We start from the raw sequence: 18,322 nt of genomic DNA, 5'->3' as shown, positions 1-18,322 counted from the left end.
TCTAACCGAATAGAAACTTTTGGGAGCAACCTTGTATAAAGGTTGTTCTTTTGTTGGAATTTGGTCGATTTTTCATTGGGCTTGATAAATCGACGATCTAGAGAGAAACGAAACGTAAGGGAGTTGGTGAATTTGGATAAGAAACCTACGAGACATCCATCCGCGCCGCAAACCAAGCCAAGGGAGTCTAAACCAAGCCAGAACAAGGGCCCCAAGAAGAAAAAATTCAATGCACGTAAGCTCATTATGGGTTCCATCATTGCCGCAATTGTCGCTGTGATTTGCGCAACGGGGATATATATTGTTGTCATCATGAGCGGCTTCAAAATCCTGGATGCAAATATTGATAAAATTAGTTCCACAACAGAGTCGACCCTTATTTATGCGCAAGAGGAAGGGAAAGATAAGGATGGGAAAGAAAAACCTGCCACGGAGATATCCAAAATTTATCGCGGTGAAAATCGGGAAAGCGTCAATATCAAAGATGTTCCGGAACGGTTGAAGCAAGCTTTTATCGCCACGGAGGATCGTCGTTTTAATGAACACTCAGGTGTTGATTTGAGAGCTATCGGGCGTGCGCTTGTCACAGATATTATTCATATGTCTGCAGTTGAAGGTGGCAGTACGATCACGCAACAGCTTGCCAAGAACGTATTCCTAAGCTCAGAGAAAACAGCCTTCCGGAAAGGTACGGAAATGTCGATTGCATTTGCGTTGGATGAGCGATTTACGAAGGATGAAATTCTGGAGAAATATTTGAACCGAATCTTCTTCGGAAGTAACGCTTACGGGATTAAGGCAGCAGCCAAGGTTTACTTTAACAAATCCAATTTGAACGAATTGGAAGTATGGGAAATGGCGACACTTGCCGCACTACCCAAAGCACCTTCCCGCTACTCGCCATTAACCCACCCTGATTTATCGAAAGAACGTCGAGCAGTTGTCCTACGGCTGATGACGGATCAGGGTTATATTACGGAGGCTGAGCGTGCTAAAGCCGCTGATGTCGATTACGTGCCGCCTGTATCGACAAGTACGGGAGGGACGAAACAGTATGCTTCGTTCGTGGACTATGTGGTTAATGAAGCAGAGGACATGTACGGTATTGAAGAAGATGAGCTACTAACCAAAGGATACCGTATTTACACAACGATGGATATTAAAGCTCAGCAAACCATCGAGCAAACCTACGCAGATCCGAGTTTCTTCCAAAAGGATGCAGCAGATGGTCAGAAAATTCAAAGCTCCATGGTTATACTGGATAATAAAACCGGCGGTATCATGGGATTAATCGGTGGCAGGGATTATAAAACAAAAGGGTTCAGCCGTGTTTATTCTAAAAGGCAGCCAGGTTCGTCTTTTAAACCAATTGCGGTCTATGCACCTGCTTTAGATAGTGGGAAATATACACCGTATTCGTTGTTAGATGATACACAGACGTCTTTCGGATCGTACACACCACAAAACTATGATCGCCAAACACATGGCCAGGTTACTATGTTCGATGCCGTTAAGAAATCCTACAATCTTGCACCTGTCTGGTTATTAAACCAAATCGGTGTGAATACGGGGATTGCATTTGCGAATAAACTAGGAACCACCTTAAATCCACAGAAAGATAAGAATTTAGCGATTGCGCTAGGTGGTCTTACTGACGGTGTATCGCCATTGCAAATGGCTGGAGCCTATACAGCTTTTGCAAACCAAGGTTCGCAAAATAAAACACATGCCATTTTGCGCATTACAGACGCCCAAGGTAAAGAAATTGCCGCTTATAAGCCTGAGAAAAAGCAAGTTATGCAGCCAAAGACTTCCTACTATATGACCCTGCTGCTGCAAGGTGTTGTGGAGACGGGCGGTACGGGTGTGAAAGCGAAGTTCAATCGTCCAGTTGCTGGGAAAACAGGGTCAACAGGACTTGATATTAAGGGCATTGAACAGTACGATCGAGATGTATGGTTCGTTGGCTATACCCCTGAATGGACTGCGGCCGTATGGGAAGGCTTCGATAAAGTCGATTCCAAACATTATGTGACGGTGGGTAGCGGCAGCACTGCCGCCATTTTCAAGACTGTCATGTCCAAAGCTCTAGACGGCAAGCCAATTACAAACTTCGTTAAGCCTGCCAATGTGGAAGATTTGAAGGAACCGCCTAGTGGAATCTCAGATGTTACGGCTACTTATATACCGGAGTCAAAGCGTGTTAAGATTGCATGGACATCTCTGGGAGAGAAAGTTAGCTACGAAGTGTATCGTAAAGGCGCGACTGAGGCTGAAGCGAAAATGATTGTTCAAACACCTAAAGTGCTGGTCGAGGACACGACAATAAATAGCGGTGAAACCTATCAATATTATGTGGTTCCGCTGGCGAACGAATCGAATACACCAGGTGCGAAGTCGAATATCGCGACTGTTGAAATTCCGAAGGATGATTCGCTTCCGAATGGTGGTATTCCATCACCATCCCCATCGGTTTCGCCGTCACCATCGCCTGGGAACGGGGGGGATAATCCTAATCCATCCCCATCACCTAGCGGGAAGCCAGGCCCTTCGACAACTCCAGGAGCAACGATTAAACCTGGCACAGGAACGGAAACAGGTCCAAGCCCAACACCAGAACCTAGCCCATCCATAAGTCCAAAACCGAGTCCAACGCCGACGCCATCACCGGTAAATAAGCCGATTGACGAGAAACTGAAGATCGGTAATTAACTAGCATTGCGAGCATAATAAGGCCCAGAAAGGGCCTTATAGCTCCATCAAACAAATTCAAACTGGAGGACCATTCAATGAAACTAGCCACTAAATCCATGAAGTCCAAAACGCTAATCACTGCTTCCTTGCTTACATTAACCCTAATCGCATCCGCGTGCGGCAATAAACCTACGGAAACAACTGGCGGCACGGCAACGCCTGCTTCTAACACTACAGCACCAACATCATCTGCAACAGCAACAGCAACACCTGCGGCATCGACATCGGCATCAGCAGGCAAGCAATGGAGCAAAGCCCCAGATATGATGATTGATACGAACAAATCATATCAGGCTGAAGTAACAACGTCGAAAGGGACGTTTACAATCGACTTGTACGCCAAAGAAGCACCGAAAACGGTGAATAACTTTGTCTTTTTGTCCAAAGAGGGCTTTTATAACAACGTTACGTTTCATCGTATTATCAAAACCTTCATGATCCAAACGGGAGATCCGCAAGGGACAGGCAGAGGGGGCCCAGGCTATAAATTTGCTGATGAACTGAAAACAACGCATAAGTATGAACCGGGTACTGTGGCAATGGCTAACTCAGGTGCGAATACAAATGGCAGCCAATTCTTCATTTGTTCGGGTACGGATTGCGCGAATTTGAACAGTACGCCGAATTATTCAATTTTCGGAAAAGTCACAGCAGACAGTATGGCCACAATTACGAAAATTGCAGAAACACCAGTGGAAATGGGTGGAGAATCCACCCCAAGTAAGCCAAAAGAGAAGGTAACGATTAACACCATTTTAATCAAAGAAAAATAAACTAACATAAACAACGCTTTCATCAAAAGATAGGAGTGGATCTCATGAAACAACCGTGCCTATTGTTCCATGGATTTACAGGTGGACCTTATGAGGTTGAGCCGTTAGCTCGGCATTTACGAGAGCGTGGACAGCTGTGTGAGGTGCCAATCCTACCTTGGAATGGAGAATGCCGTCATCAGCTTCACGCTTCGCGTTGGGAAGATTGGGTGCAGGCAGCCGAATGGCATGCGGCCAAAATGACAGAGACTTATGGCTCCTTTGATATGGTTGGATTTTCTATGGGAGGTCTATTGGCAGCCTACTTATCGGTTCGTTACCCTATTCGTAAACTCATTCTGCTAAACACGGCGGTCATTTATGTGAGTCCAGGCCGGCTCTTGAACGTCCTTCGTGAGGAATGGAAGTATCAACGTAAAATTAGTTTCATCAAGGGGAAATCAACACCATTGGTGGCGACCTGGCAGTTTACGAGGCTTGTCCGACATCTGAAGCCGGAGCTTAGCCTTGTCAATAAGCCTACCCTTATTGCACAAGCGGAACGAGATCAAGTGATTCATCCGCAGAGTGCACGGTATATATATAGCAAGCTCAGAGGGCAGCGAGAGCTTCACTGGCACGCCAAATCAGATCATTTAATCTGTTTGAGCGAGGACGCCCCAGCCTTATTTCGGCAGGTAAGTACATTTCTGGATAAGGAGTAGGAAGGATGCCGGCAAAGCCTAGCATGAACAAAAAACAACGCGCCATCGTACCTGCACCAACGAAGAAGAAGGCAAGCACTTCAAAAGGGAAAACACCATCTAAGTTGTACCGCATATTTGTAAGGACGTTTCAATTCGTGTTGATCTCCTTTGCCTTGCTGGTGAGTTGGGTTGTGTTTATTCAGTGGAAAGTACAGTTAGGCCCCAGTCAATCGAGCTTGCCTAAGCAAGTTGATGTAGGCATTGTATTGGGAGCTTCCCTGCGTAATGATATCCCAAGTCCTGGGCTGCAAGAGCGGMTGGATATGGCTGTGGAGTTGTACAAGCAGGGGCGTTTCAAGCAGCTTATTGTATCTGGTGGTTTGGATCATAATGGTTCTAAGCTGACTGAAGCTGAGGGCATGAGGGACTATTTGGTGAAGAATGGCTTACCTAAGTCAAGCATACTACTTGAGCCTAAGGCAACGAGTACCTATGAGAATTTACTGTTTAGTAAGCAAATTATGGACGAGAAGTCGCTTGTTAGCTCAATTATTATCACCCATAAGTTTCATAGCTCTCGTTCACTTGATATTGCAGAAACGATAGGTTTCAAAGATCCGGTAGTCTCCGGGGCCAAGTCAGAAGTGCTCTTCATGCCTTACCATGATACGCGAGAAACGCTAGCTTACACGAATTGGTATTTAACCAAACTGCAATTGAAGCTCGGACTGAAATGAAGAAAGCATGACAGGGAAGCGGGAAATGCCGCTGCTTGTCATGCTTTCTTTTATTTAGCCATTTACGATGGCTCCACCGTTGATATGAAGAATTTGCCCAGCCATGTATGAGGCGTCTTCACTGGCTAAGAACACATAGCTAGGTGCCAATTCACTGGGCTGTCCGGCCCGTTTCATCGGTGTCGTAGATCCGAAGACTTCAACTTCCTGAGCTGTAAAGGTGGATGGAATTAACGGTGTCCAGATGGGCCCAGGAGCTACACCATTCACCCGAATGCCTTTGGTGTTCAATTGCAAGGAGAGCGAACGCGTGAAGGTGACAATCGCACCTTTCGTTGATGAATAATCAATTAATTGTTCGTGACCGTGGTAAGCAGTAATCGAAGCGGTGTTTATGATCGCACTACCTGGCTTTAGATGAGGAAGGGCGGCTTGCGTCATATAAAAGTAGGAGAAAATATTCGTTCGGAACGTACGTTCAAGCTGCGCTGACGTAATATCCGTTATACTTTTCTGAGGGTGCTGCTCAGCCGCATTGTTCACCAGAATGTCGAGCTTGCCGAACTCTTTGACGACTTGCGCAACAACTTGCTTGCAAAAGCTCTCTTCACCAATGTCACCTGCGACGTGTAGGCACTTTCGACCCGCCTTTTCCACATGACGGTGTGTTTCTTCTGCGTCCTTATGCTCGTTCAGGTAGACGATGATCACATCGGCACCTTCTTTGGCGTAAGCCACGGCAATAGCGCGCCCTATGCCGCTGTCACCTCCAGTGATGATAGCAACTTTATCCTTCAGTTTACCAGCGGGTTTATAGTTCGCATTCTCAAATTCGGGTAGTGGCTTCATTTCCGATTCGATGCCGGGCTGATGGTTCTGATGCTGTGATGGGAAAACAGGTTTTTCCTTAGTGGCAGTCATGTAATCGGCTCCTTTCATCCTAAGAAATTCTTAGTTAGGATGATACAAGATCAGCCAAATCATACTTCACTCTGTAATGATAGCCATATTTCATTTGGTACCCAAGTTTCTCGTATAACGTAACTGCGGGCACATTGTTGGCGATTACTTGCAAATATTGCTGCGTTGCGCCTTGTGTAATGCTCCATGCTGTCATGGCATGAAGAATGGCATAGCCGTATCCCTTGCCGCGGTGTTCTGCGTGTACGATCACATTCACAAAGCCTGCCCATTCTCTTTCAACGATAGCTGTGCCAAGTGCGACAATCTGGCCATGATCTTTCAGTGTAATGAAGGCTTTCGGGGACGGCATTCGGTCACTTAATCCTTGATAAAAGCTTCGACGTTCCTCCGGGTACTGCTCTAAGAAGAGGAAAGCATCTAGCCATTCTTTCGTTACGGATTGTGTAATTTCTAATTCAAGATCCAGTGCTGAAGGATATTGCTTCTTTATGCGTTCTTCAGCGTGTGAAGCCACTTGCTGGGAATCAGCTGTCATCATGTAACAAGGAGTATCTAATTCGTAGCCCTGGTCTTGCAGCAAACTGTCCAATTGATCAGGAGAAGCAGAACTAACATGAAAAATAGCAGGTAACCCATGACTATGGTAAAATTGTTCAACATGCGATAACCAATTGTCATCACGAGGGTAAGAGCCAATAGCAAACACGCTGTTTGCGCGTTTCGTTATTCCGTTTGATGCTCGAATGAGCCATTGATCAATCATTGTGTTACTTTCAGCAGGCCAAGTATTTGCAGCTACACGATCAAGATATTCGAAAAAATCATATTCTGTTTGCATGAAAAGTGCCTCCATTCTCGAAAAGCATTACATAAATATACAATTTAATGCATAAAAATTCAAACTAAAAATTGTTGAACTTGCGAAGATCTTACAAGTAGTGTTTGGAGAGGGAGTTGACGATGGAACTACGATTGCGAACGGCCACATGGGAGGACTATGATGCTGTGAATACGATCATCCGTGAAGGTCAGGAAGAACATGCCGAGGCATTGCCAGACCGATTTGCCAAACTTGATCATGTTGTTGCGATGGGTTGGTATCGAAGCTTCTCTGATCGAGCGGACAAAGAGATTATCGTTGCAGAGATTGGACAGGAAGTAGTCGGTGTCGCTATGTTAGAGATGAAGCAAAGTCCAAACTATGAAGCACTTGTGCCGCGTAAATATGCTTATTTAAATGAACTTGCCGTTGCCTCCACACATCAACGTCAAGGAATTGGCAAAAGACTTTATCAGGCTGCTGCTGATTGGGCACGAGCACGCGAAGCCGAATCGCTTGAGTTAAATGTTTGGGAATTTAATGAACGAGCGTTGCTTTTCTATGCATCCCTTGGCATGCAGACATTAAACCGCACCCTTACGACAAATTTATAGAAATAGAAGGAGATTACCTATGCTTTTTATAGATAATGAAGGAATCACGGATCCGAGAATTAATCTGGCTATTGAAGAGTTCGCCTTGCGTAAGCTCCCAGCGGGAGAGAGTTATTTACTCTTTTATATAAACGAACCTTCGATCATCATTGGCAAAAACCAAAATACACTGGAAGAAATTAATCCAGAGTATGTGAAAGCGAATAACCTGCATGTGGTTCGTCGATTGTCTGGTGGAGGTGCGGTCTATCATGATCTGGGGAACTTGAATTTCAGCTTCATCACCCAAGATGACGGGAATTCGTTTCATAATTTTCAGAAGTTTACGGCGCCAGTGGCCCAAGCCTTGCATTCACTTGGGGTTCAAGCTGAATTAACAGGGCGCAATGATATTCAAGTTGGTGAACGCAAAATTTCAGGCAATGCGCAATTTTCCACCAAGGGAAGAATGTTCAGTCATGGGACACTTTTATTCGATTCGGAAATAGAGAATGTCGTTTCAGCACTTCGCGTTGATCCCGATAAAATTCAATCCAAAGGTATTAAGTCGATCCGTAGTCGGGTCGCGAATATTGTGGAATTTCTGAAAGAACCGATTACGATGGCAGAGTTTCGATCTAAGTTGCTTAGTTCTATTTTCGGAGTTGATGCTGAACAAGTACCTAGCTATAAGCTAACAGAGGAAGATTGGGCGCAGATTCATCAGATTTCGAAAGAACGCTATCAGAACTGGGATTGGAATTATGGGAAATCACCTAAAAGCACTGTTCAACATGCCAAAAGAATTGAAGGCGTTGGCAGATTGGATATTCATTTAGACATCGAAGAAGGTCATTTGCAGCATGTTAAAATATTTGGTGATTTCTTCGGTGCCCATGATGTCGCTGAACTTGAACAAATGCTGGTTGGCACGCGGTATGAGGAAAGTGCAGTTCGTGAACGATTGGCAGAAGTGGAACTGAGACGCTATTTCGGAGCTTTGGATAAGGAGACATTCGTGGCCTTACTTATGCTGACTTTGACATAATTCCATGTAAATAAGCAGAGACTACTGTATTCGGACAGAGGCTGCGGTCTAAAATGGCGTTTACAAGCGTAGGATGGTGGATATGCACTAATAAACCATCAAGTAAACGAGGTGATCCTCATGAGTGGTAGAAGCTTGCCATCCAGACAAATCAACATCGTTTTACGGCAGCCGGAACCTGGCAGTCAGCGGCGAACTGTTGAGGGATCCGGTGGGCAGTCAGGCGCTTCGCCCCTTGCCGACGCCGAGCCGATGATCTCTGGCAAAAGGACGCCAATGGAGGGTCCGCTATCGGATGTTTTCAAAGAGCTGAATGGGCTGATTGGTTTAGAAAATGTTAAAGAGCTCGTGCATGAAATTTATGCGCTGCTGCAGATCTCTCAATTTCGAGTTGAAGCCGGACTTATGAGCAATGCTCATGTGTACCATATGATTTTCAAGGGCAGCCCTGGAACTGGGAAGACGACGGTAGCACGATTGTTAGGTCGTATGTTTCATGCGATGGGCGTACTGAGTAAAGGGCATTTCATTGAAGTGGAGCGTGCAGACCTCGTAGGTGAATATATTGGACATACTGCACTAAAAACGCGCGAACTCATGAAAAAAGCGATGGGCGGCGTCCTATTTATTGATGAAGCATATAGCTTGGCACGTGGCGGTGAAAAAGATTTTGGCAAGGAATCGATTGATGCGCTAGTCAAAGGAATGGAAGATAAGAAAAATGATTTCATCCTCATCCTAGCAGGATATAGTGAAGAAATGGAGCAATTCCTAGCAACGAACCCTGGACTTCCTTCACGATTTCCGATTCAAATTGATTTCGAGGATTATGCCATTGATCAATTGATCCAAATTACGGAGTTGATGGCGAAGGATCGGGAATATGTCCTGCTGCCACAAACATTAGCGAAGCTAAAGCAACACCTAGCCGAGGAGAAGGCGATGACCTGGCGTTCTTTCAGCAATGCGAGGTATGTTCGGAATATTTTGGAGAAAGCGATGCGGCATCAAGCTGTACGATTGTTAAGTCAATATGTGAACGCACCATCCAAACTTGAGCTGATGTCGATTCGTCCGGAAGATGTGAAATTTAAATGACAGATCCAAGAGCCAATTAACTTATTTAAGTTAATTGGCTTTTTTTTATGGGAAAGTAATTGACAGTTTAGAGGATCAGAGTAAAATATACAGAGTAACTATTTTGCTGATAATGATTATCAATATTGTTTCTAAATAAAAGTTGGAGCGTGTAATGTTCACCACTCCAAAGGAGTTGTCATGTATGCGGAAAGTTGTTTTAGCCAGTTGGATCGCTATTTTATTGTTTCTATCAGTACCATTGATCGCCTGTGCCAAGCCTCAGGATGATCTAGCCAAGGAAGATGCAGGCATCGTAAGTGCAATTCAAGCTGCAGAAAGCGGAAATATCGAGCAAGCGACGAAGTTGTTTGAAGCTTTTCAAATCAATTGGCTGAACTATGAGGAAGGCATTAAGGCGCAATCCTTGGCAGCATATCAGAAAATCGAAGGTGCAATGGGCGAAGCATCGCTGCAAACGATGAAACAGCCTGTCGATGCTCAGAAACTTGCGGCGAAGTTGAAGGATCTACATAAGTTGAACGCTTATTTCATAGAAGGAGATCTCTCTGCGTTCGGGTCTTCTGCGAATAACGATAGTAAAGTAACCGTTTCATCGCTAGTAACTTTGTTGGAGAATGCATCTGATCAAGTGAAGGAGAAGGATATTGAGGGAGCTTCCGAGAGTATTCAAACGCTTCGTAACTCTTGGTTGCTTATTGAGGGAATCGTATTGACACAGTCCTCAGCCGTGTACACCTCCATGGAGCGAGACATGGTAACAGCGTATGCTCAGCTTTCAGCTAGTCCGGCTCAACTTTCGGATGCCGCTGTGACGATTAGTCGGATGCATGCCGATTTACAACCTTTGGCAGCAAAGACAAGCTACTCCATGCTTGATGCCACGACGATTATCCTTCGGGAAGGGCTTGAGGCCTTGCTAGTCGTTATTGCGTTACTTGGGTTTCTCAAAAAGGCTGGCCACGAAGACAAGAAAAAATGGATTTGGTTTGGCGTGTATGGGGGACTCGTTGTCAGCATGGCACTGGGCATTGTGGTGCAACAGTTATTTTCGGCGAGTGCGTTTGGGAATAACAACTTTCTAATTGCCGGATGTACGGGGATTTTTGCCGCTCTGATGCTCCTGTATATGAGCTATTGGCTGCATAGCAAGTCAAGTATTTCCAATTGGCAATCTTATATTCGTAATCAAAGTGTCAAAGCATTAGCAACTGGCAGCCTGGCTTCGCTTAGCGTGCTTGCTTTTCTAGCTGTTTTCCGTGAAGGGACAGAAACGGTCCTCTTTATGATTGGGATGGCCTCCTCCATTTCATTGGCTTCGCTGCTTGGTGGAATCGGGATTGGTGTAGGTTCGTTGCTCATTATTGCTTTTCTGATTCTGAAAATTGGACTTCGTATCCCGATGCGTCCCTTTTTCTTAATTTCAAGTGTTTTTGTTTTCTACTTATGCTTCAAATTTGCAGGGATGGGCGTTCATGGACTTCAATTAGCCGGTTATTTGCCCGCAACTACAGCCGATTGGCTGCCAAGCTGGGATGCCGTTGCTCTATATCCTACCTTAGAGAGCGCAATCCCACAGTTCCTCCTATTGCTTCTGGCCCTCATTGCAGTGATCAAGGATCGTCTTAAAACCATTTCTAACAGAAATATGTTAGTAAACAATAAATCCTAATTTAAAGAAAAGTGGAGGATTATCCCATGAAAAAAAGTCAACAACTTATTATTTTAGCAGCAGCAACTACACTTGTGCTCGCAGGTTGTGGGAAATCAGAGCCAACTGAGGTCGCAAAAGTGCCATTTAAAGAGGGTTCAACGACTTTAGTAACAAGTGTCGATAGTTTGAAGGGTCAATTAGATGCGTCGAAAGTCAAGGATGCAAAGAAACTTKCCGACCAGCTGGAAGATCAATGGGCAAGCTTCGAGGATGAAGTAAAGCCTAAATTCCCTGAATTATATTTTAAAGTTGAAAAGTTTTTGACACCTCTTGAAGCGGGGTTAAAAGAAGATAAGTTGGATTTCCCTACGCTAACGGCTCTGAATACGAATTTAAAAGCGGCGTTGACGGAGTTGACAACTTCTTTTGCAAATAACAAAGGTGCTATTAATAAAGACGTCATTGAAGCTTCTACTGCGCTGAAGGATGCCGCCAAAGCTTACAATAAATATGTGCAAGACCAAGGTAACCAACTGGTGACAGTGCTCGATCAACTGAATACAGCCATTAAAAGCGGTGATATGAAAAAAGCAACAGAAGCATATGGACTAGCACGTATGCCGTATGAGAGAATTGAGCCAATCATCGAAACATTCAGTGAGCTGGACGGTGTGATGGATGCGCGTGTGGATGATTTTAAAAACGAGAAGGATCCTGCTTTTACAGGGTATCACCGAATTGAATACTTATTGTTTGTGAAGAAAAACATGAAGGATGCCGAGCCATTTGCAGCACGTTTGCTTGAAGATGGTAAGAAAATGCAACAAGCGATTGCAGCAACAACGATTGCTCCTACAGATTTTATCGCAGGCGTTGGAGAATTGATGGAAGAAGCGCAATCCAGCAAAATTACAGGTGAAGAAGAGCGTTGGAGCGGTGCGACAGTGCCGGTGATCCGTGCAAATGTAGAAGGCGCTCAAGCAATCTATGATCTGGTTAAAGCTGAATTGAAGAAGAAAGATGCGGCGTTGGATGAGAAAATCAGTAAGAGCTTAGCAGCCGTTATCGAAACGATGAACACACTTTCGCCTGTTGGCCCAACATGGAATGATTTCGGTAAATTAGAACAAGCCAAACAAGTCGATTTGAAAAATAAGTTAGAAGCTTTGGCTGAACCGCTTGTGAAGATGCCAGGAACGTTAAGTAAATAAAGGGATGAGGTTAAGTGGTATGTCGGACAAAATGAATCGTCGAACCTTCTTAGGAATGACCGCTGCGGGTGCGGCGGGCGTTGTTTTGGGAGATTTGTTGGGGAAGGCACAAGCCGCCATTCCAACGAATAAAGCTACCGCTACCACGACTAGTGAGACGTTGGCTTTCTATGGCACCCATCAAACAGGAGTTGTCACACCTGCACAAAATTTTGCTAATGTGGCGACTTTTGATGTAACGACTAGTGATGTGAAAGAACTGCAAGCACTTATGAAGCAGTGGACGGAGATGGCTGCCACCTTGATGGCAGGTAAACCGTTAGCTGTGGAGCCGCAGGATGGGGCTTTTCCACCAATGGATACAGGCGAGCAGTTTGGTCTTGATACTGGGAAATTAACAATTACATTTGCTGTAGGGGCTTCTCTTTTTGAAAAAGAAGGTGTTGACCGTTTCGGGCTTCGCTCCCGTAAACCGGCAGGATTGACCGAGATGCCGATCTTTCATAAAGATTCACTTCAAGAGCAATTGACTCATGGGGACATTGTTGTTCAAGCATGTGCTGACGATCCGATTATCTGTTTCCATGCGATTCGCAACTTAACGAAGGCGGCTAGAGGCGTTGCTCACTTGCGTTGGCAGCAAACAGGTCAACTTGGCGTGAAAGCGCAAGGAACGAAACGTAATTTATTTGGCTTTAAGGATGGTACGGCTAACCCTGCCTTACAAGATGAGACTTTTATGAAAAATAACGTCTGGATTGATGCTAGCGATAAKGATAGCGCACCGTGGTTAGCAGGCGGAACCTATATGGTTGTTCGTCGCATTCATATGCGAATCGAAACATGGGATCAACAAACCTACTCGGATCAAGAAGAGATCATTGGCCGTCAAAAGGTATCTGGAGCACCCATGGATGGCAAAGCTGAATTCGATACGCCGCAGTTTGCCGCAGACGCCGAAGGCAAGGTGACGGCTTTGGACTCGCATATACGGTTATCTAACCCACGCACTGGTGAAAATTCTGAGCGTGAACGTATTTTGCGGCGCGGATATAATTTTATGGAAAACCTGGACAACGTAGGTCGCATGAATGCCGGATTGTTGTTTGTGTGCTTCAATCGGAATATCCAAACTCAGTTCGAATCGATCCAGAAACGCTTAACGAATCCGAAAATGCCGGATCAAATGCTGGCCTATACGGATACGACTGGCGGAGGGTATTTTGCTGTATTGCCAGGGGTTTCTGCGAAAGGTGCTTATCTTGGGCAGACATTGTTTGAATGAAATAAAGAAGTTGGAACAGGGTTATTCCTCGAGTAGAGTGATCTACTTGTGTGAATGCCCTGTTTTTTGTTAGCAAGATCGTTATAATCGAATTTTCCTGTGTCTCAAATTGACTTTCCTAATCATTTCCTCCACAATGATGAAGGTATAGGCCAATTAGGCCTTATTTCCGTCATTTTAAGCAATTTGCGGGAAGTAAAGGAGACGACTATGAAAACAACTTCACATATGGTAGAAAAAGAAATCGACGACAGAGCGGTGCTCGTCAGTTTGATTACACAGAAGCAGAAGAAAAATGAGCTGCTGGCAGAATATTCGTTGCAAGAACTTGTAAAACTGGCAGAAACGGCTGGCGTTCAAGTGCTGGACACGATGACACAGAACAAAGAAGCTAAGGATACCAAGTGGTTTATTGGGAAAGGGAAAGTTGAAGAGTTAAAGCTGATGTTGGAAGAGCTTGGCGGGAATACGGCGATCTTCGATCAGGAACTATCGGGTGCACAGGTTCGTAACCTGGAAGCAGCACTTGATGTGAAAATTATCGATCGTACACAGCTCATTTTGGATATTTTCGCACAGCGTGCCAAAACACGTGAAGGCATTATCCAGGTAGAATTAGCGCAGTTAAGCTATCTCTTGCCTAGACTGTCTGGACAAGGCAAAAACTTGTCGCGTTTAGGTGGCGGTATCGGGACAAGAGGTCCCGGTGAATCGAAGCTGGAAACGGATCGCCGGCATATCCGGGGACGTATTGACGAACTGAAAGCGCAGMTGGAAGAAGTTGTGCGTCATCGTACTCTGCATCGTGAACGTCGTAAGAAAAGCGGTGTATTTCAAGTTGCTTTAGTTGGGTACACCAATGCAGGGAAGTCTACGTTATTGAAACAATTAACACAAGCAGACGTCTATATTGAGAACCAACTATTCGCTACTTTAGATCCGACGTCTCGGACAATGGTATTGCCAAGCGGCAAGGAAATCGTCCTCACAGATACAGTAGGTTTTATTCAAAATCTACCCCATGATCTAGTCGCTTCGTTCCGCGCCACGTTAGAAGAGGCGAATGAGGCAGATTTGATTCTGCATGTGGTGGATAGCTCTACGGATATGCGTAACGAACAAATGCGTGTTGTTGGAGAGGTACTAGAGCAGTTAGGAGCCCATCAAAAGGAACAGATTACTGTCTTCAACAAAATTGATCTTATCTCAAAAGAAGAGCGGGAATTGCTGTCTGACCAAGGCGAGTTCATGAAGGTGAGTGCTTACGCACCTGAGGATTTAGAACGTCTTCGTTTTACGATTGAAGATAAGCTGATGGGAGATAGCAAAGAGTTCCGCATTCCAGCCAACAAAGGGGATATTATCGCCCTCATGTACCGTATTGGCGAGGTGCTGGAGACGGATGTGGATGGGGAAGACATGGTCTTCAAGGTAAGAGTGAACACGGAGGATTATGTGAAACAAGCTCATTTACTGGTAGATTATGATCAATCAGTATCGAAGCAAGTGCAGGATGAGAACGAGGGAGAGAGCAACTAAGATGCATTTCGGGGAAAAAGTTATGGCCAGAATGGAAAGGGCGGAGCAGCGTGTAGAGAGCGCTTTTCGTCAAATTGAGAAAACTATCGATCTCAATCAATGGAAGGTCATACGTGCTTTCCAAACACATAAAGTAAGTGATTATCATTTTGCTTCTTCAACAGGTTATGGCTACAATGATCGAGGCAGGGAAGTGCTTGACCTCGTCTATGCAGATGCAATGGGAGCAGAAGCAGCACTAGTTCGCCCACATTTTGTATCGGGGACACATACGATCGGTACAGCTTTGTTCGGTGTACTGCGTCCTGGCGAACAACTACTTTACATCACAGGTAAGCCCTATGATACGTTGCACAAGGTCATTGGAAAGCCTGGTGATGGCACAGGCTCATTGCAAGACTTCGGCATCGGCTACGGTGAAGTCGAGCTATTGGAAGACGGCTCGCCGGATTGGTCGGCAATCACGGCAGCCATACAGCCGAACACGAAGGTGATCGGCATCCAGCGTTCACGCGGCTACTCCTGGCGGCCGTCGTTCACGATTGAGCAAATCGGCGAGATGGTCCGATTTGTCAAAGAAATCAACCCAGAGCTCATTGTCTTCGTGGACAATTGCTATGGTGAATTCACAGAGCCGCAGGAGCCGACGCAGGTTGGCGTCGATCTGATAGCCGGCTCACTGATCAAGAACCCCGGCGGCGGCATCGCCCCTTCCGGCGGCTATATCGCCGGGCGACGCGACCTTGTGGAGCTCGCCGCGTACAGATTGACCGCCCCCGGCATTGGGGGCGAGGTTGGGGCCATGCTCGGCGCTACTCGAGCCATGTTTCAAGGGCTATTCCTTGCCCCGCATTTGGTGGGGCAAGCCGTCAAGGGCTCGGTCTTCGCGGCAGCGATATTCGAAGACCTCGGATTTGTCAGCTCACCGCGCTGGGATGCGCAGCGAACGGACTTAATTCAAGCGATCCGCTTCACGTCCGCGGAACATTTGATTACGTTCGTGCAAKGCATTCAGAAGGCATCTGCTGTCGATTCGCATGTCGTACCCGAGCCTTGGGACATGCCTGGGTATGAGCATCCTGTTATCATGGCAGCAGGGACGTTCATCCAAGGTGGCAGCTTAGAGCTGTCAGCGGATGCTCCGATTCGTGAACCTTTTATCGCTTATATGCAAGGCGGCTTGACCTACTCACATTGCAAGTTAGGTGTACTAACCGCTATCCAACATATGGAAGACAAGGGATTGCTGTGAAAATTCAAACTGTGAACAAACCTGACACTCCTTGACACGTTTTTGTTAGAAAGGTACAATGAGAGTGAGGTACTTACTGACCAGGAGTGATTAGCATGAGTGATGAAATACGTAGAAATATGGCGTTATTCCCCATTGGGATCGTCATGAAGCTGACAGATCTAACAGCAAGACAAATTCGTTACTATGAGCAACACGAATTAATCATCCCAGCTAGAACAGCTGGAAATCAACGGCTCTATTCGTTTAATGACGTGGAACGTCTTCTTGAGATTAAAGATTTGATTGAAAAAGGTGTGAACATTGCGGGTATCAAGCAAGTTCTTATCCCTGTGGATAAGGATTCAGAGGATGCAACGATTCTAAACGAGCACACTGAAGTGAAGCGGAAAGAATTAACCGACTCTCAATTGCACAAAATGCTGAAGCAACAATTGATTGGCGGAGGTAAACGCCCGGATCAGGTTTCCTTAATTCAGGGACAGTTGTCCAGATTCTACAAGTAAAATCGGTTGTCAAAACGCTTAACAGTTGAGAGGAGAATGCACACGTGAGCTACAACATTAACTATTCCAAAGAAGATATTCTTCGCATTGCCAAAGCTGAAAACGTTCGCTTTATCCGTTTGCAATTCACAGACTTGATGGGAAGTATTAAGAACGTTGAAATTCCTTTGAGCCAGCTTGAGAAAGCGCTTGATAATAAAATGATGTTCGATGGATCTTCCATCGAAGGGTATGTGCGAATTGAAGAATCGGATATGTATTTGTATCCCGATCTAGATACATGGGTTATTTTCCCATGGGTAACGGAGAGCAAAGTTGCTCGTTTGATCTGCGATATCTATATGCCGGACGGTACGCCGTTCGCTGGAGATCCACGCGCCATTTTGAAAAATGCGTTGAAGCAAGCAGAAGAAATGGGCTACACAGCAATGAACGTTGGACCTGAGCCGGAATTCTTCTTGTTCAAAACAGATGATAAAGGTAATCCAACAACGGAATTGAATGACCAAGGTGGATACTTCGATTTGGCACCGATGGATCTTGGGGAAAACTGCCGTCGTGATATCGTGCTAACGCTGGAAGAAATGGGCTTTGAAATCGAAGCTTCTCACCATGAAGTAGCGCCAGGCCAGCACGAAATCGACTTTAAATATGCAGATGCGATTAAAGCTGCTGACCAAATCCAAACGTTCAAACTAGTTGTGAAAACGGTAGCTAGACAGCATGGTTTGCATGCTACATTTATGCCGAAGCCATTGTTCGGAATGAATGGATCTGGTATGCATTGTCACCAATCCTTGTTCAAAGGTGAGACGAATGCATTCTACGATGAGAGCGACAAATTAGGCTTGAGCACGGTTGCAAGACAATATATGGCTGGTGTACTTCGTCACGCGCGTTCTTTCGCTGCGATTACGAACCCAACGGTTAACTCATATAAACGTCTAGTTCCTGGTTATGAAGCGCCTTGCTATGTAGCTTGGTCTGCAAGTAACCGCAGCCCAATGATTCGGATTCCAGCTTCCCGCGGTCTAAGCACGCGTGTTGAAGTTCGTAACCCGGATCCAGCGGCAAATCCTTACCTTGCACTTGCGGTTATGCTTGCAGCAGGTTTGGATGGCATTAAGAACAAAATGCAGCTTCCTCCGCCAACAGATCGCAACATTTATGTGATGACGGAAGAAGAGCGTGAAGCTGAAGGCATTCCTAGCTTGCCTCTTAACTTGAAACAAGCACTAGACGAGTTGCTTCGTGACGATGTCGTTTGCGACACACTTGGTGAGCATGCGCTAGCGCATTTCTACGAATTGAAAGAAATTGAGTGGGATATGTATCGTACTCAGGTTCACCAATGGGAGAGAGATCAATATCTGTCTCTGTACTAAAATGATTGAAACCCTCGGCGCTGAAAGCGTTGAGGGTTTTACTTTTTGACACTGCTT

At 45.5% G+C, this 18,322-nt stretch carries 16 protein-coding genes; 14 read left to right on the top strand and 2 right to left on the bottom strand.

The window, feature by feature from the left end; genetic code table 11:
- Positions 1 to 132: 132 nt before the first annotated feature.
- The 4 genes from AB4114_RS00505 to AB4114_RS00490 all read left to right on the top strand — a co-directional run bounded on the left by AB4114_RS00505 (position 133) and on the right by AB4114_RS00490 (position 4,950).
- Positions 133 to 2,712, top strand: a complete 2,580-nt coding sequence (locus tag AB4114_RS00505) for a PBP1A family penicillin-binding protein (protein WP_441986643.1) — start codon at positions 133 to 135, stop codon at positions 2,710 to 2,712.
- Positions 2,713 to 2,789: 77 nt separating this feature from the next.
- The gene (locus tag AB4114_RS00500) at positions 2,790 to 3,527 is read left to right on the top strand and encodes a peptidylprolyl isomerase (protein WP_441986642.1); all 738 of its coding nucleotides are present in this window, start codon (positions 2,790 to 2,792) and stop codon (positions 3,525 to 3,527) included.
- Between the two features lie 44 nt (positions 3,528 to 3,571).
- The gene (locus AB4114_RS00495; RefSeq protein ID WP_441986641.1) at positions 3,572 to 4,231 is read left to right on the top strand and encodes an alpha/beta hydrolase; all 660 of its coding nucleotides are present in this window, start codon (positions 3,572 to 3,574) and stop codon (positions 4,229 to 4,231) included.
- 5 nt (positions 4,232 to 4,236) lie between these two features.
- Entirely contained in the window at positions 4,237 to 4,950 is a 714-nt protein-coding gene (locus tag AB4114_RS00490; protein ID WP_441986640.1) for a YdcF family protein, read from the top strand.
- A 54-nt stretch (positions 4,951 to 5,004) separates the two neighbouring features.
- Here the strand turns inward: AB4114_RS00490 and AB4114_RS00485 are convergent, their stop codons facing one another.
- Together AB4114_RS00485 and AB4114_RS00480 are read right to left on the bottom strand one after the other, a co-directional pair.
- Positions 5,005 to 5,871 carry an SDR family oxidoreductase gene (locus tag AB4114_RS00485; protein WP_441986639.1) on the bottom strand — a complete coding sequence of 289 codons (867 nt, stop codon included), beginning with the start codon at positions 5,869 to 5,871 and terminating at the stop codon, positions 5,005 to 5,007.
- Between the two features lie 34 nt (positions 5,872 to 5,905).
- Positions 5,906 to 6,712 (bottom strand): GNAT family N-acetyltransferase, encoded by an 807-nt coding sequence (locus AB4114_RS00480; protein ID WP_441986638.1) that lies wholly within the window; start codon positions 6,710 to 6,712, stop codon positions 5,906 to 5,908.
- Between the two features lie 122 nt (positions 6,713 to 6,834).
- Between AB4114_RS00480 and AB4114_RS00475 the strand changes: the two genes are divergently transcribed.
- From AB4114_RS00475 to glnA, 10 genes are all read left to right on the top strand, one after another.
- A complete protein-coding gene (locus tag AB4114_RS00475; protein WP_441986637.1) occupies positions 6,835 to 7,308 on the top strand; it encodes a GNAT family N-acetyltransferase in 474 nt (157 codons plus the stop codon).
- Between the two features lie 19 nt (positions 7,309 to 7,327).
- The gene (locus AB4114_RS00470) at positions 7,328 to 8,335 is read left to right on the top strand and encodes a lipoate--protein ligase (RefSeq protein WP_441986636.1); all 1,008 of its coding nucleotides are present in this window, start codon (positions 7,328 to 7,330) and stop codon (positions 8,333 to 8,335) included.
- Between the two features lie 120 nt (positions 8,336 to 8,455).
- Complete coding sequence (locus tag AB4114_RS00465; RefSeq protein ID WP_056620891.1) at positions 8,456 to 9,433, top strand: AAA family ATPase; 978 nt, start codon at positions 8,456 to 8,458, stop codon at positions 9,431 to 9,433.
- Between the two features lie 184 nt (positions 9,434 to 9,617).
- Positions 9,618 to 11,105, top strand: coding sequence for an FTR1 family iron permease (locus tag AB4114_RS00460; RefSeq protein ID WP_441986635.1), 1,488 nt, complete (start codon positions 9,618 to 9,620; stop codon positions 11,103 to 11,105).
- Between the two features lie 26 nt (positions 11,106 to 11,131).
- A complete protein-coding gene (locus AB4114_RS00455) occupies positions 11,132 to 12,298 on the top strand; it encodes an imelysin family protein (RefSeq protein WP_441986634.1) in 1,167 nt (388 codons plus the stop codon).
- Positions 12,299 to 12,317: 19 nt separating this feature from the next.
- Positions 12,318 to 13,583 carry an iron uptake transporter deferrochelatase/peroxidase subunit gene (gene efeB / locus AB4114_RS00450; protein ID WP_441986633.1) on the top strand — a complete coding sequence of 422 codons (1,266 nt, stop codon included), beginning with the start codon at positions 12,318 to 12,320 and terminating at the stop codon, positions 13,581 to 13,583.
- A gap of 210 nt (positions 13,584 to 13,793) precedes the next feature.
- Positions 13,794 to 15,122, top strand: a complete 1,329-nt coding sequence (gene hflX, locus AB4114_RS00445) for a GTPase HflX (RefSeq protein WP_441986632.1) — start codon at positions 13,794 to 13,796, stop codon at positions 15,120 to 15,122.
- 31 nt (positions 15,123 to 15,153) lie between these two features.
- A complete protein-coding gene (locus AB4114_RS00440; protein WP_441987041.1) occupies positions 15,154 to 16,374 on the top strand; it encodes a methionine gamma-lyase family protein in 1,221 nt (406 codons plus the stop codon).
- 95 nt (positions 16,375 to 16,469) lie between these two features.
- Positions 16,470 to 16,880, top strand: a complete 411-nt coding sequence (locus AB4114_RS00435) for a MerR family transcriptional regulator (RefSeq protein WP_047676992.1) — start codon at positions 16,470 to 16,472, stop codon at positions 16,878 to 16,880.
- Between the two features lie 56 nt (positions 16,881 to 16,936).
- On the top strand, positions 16,937 to 18,265 hold the full coding sequence (gene glnA, locus AB4114_RS00430) for a type I glutamate--ammonia ligase (protein ID WP_171630981.1): 1,329 nt from the start codon (positions 16,937 to 16,939) through the stop codon (positions 18,263 to 18,265).
- Positions 18,266 to 18,322: the final 57 nt, after the last annotated feature.

Origin of the sequence: Paenibacillus sp. 2RAB27, assembly GCF_052115445.1 — a bacterium.
Taxonomy (GTDB): domain Bacteria; phylum Bacillota; class Bacilli; order Paenibacillales; family NBRC-103111; genus Paenibacillus_E.
The sequence above is the reverse complement of the archived record's forward strand: the minus strand, read 5'-3'. Positions and strand labels throughout refer to the sequence as shown.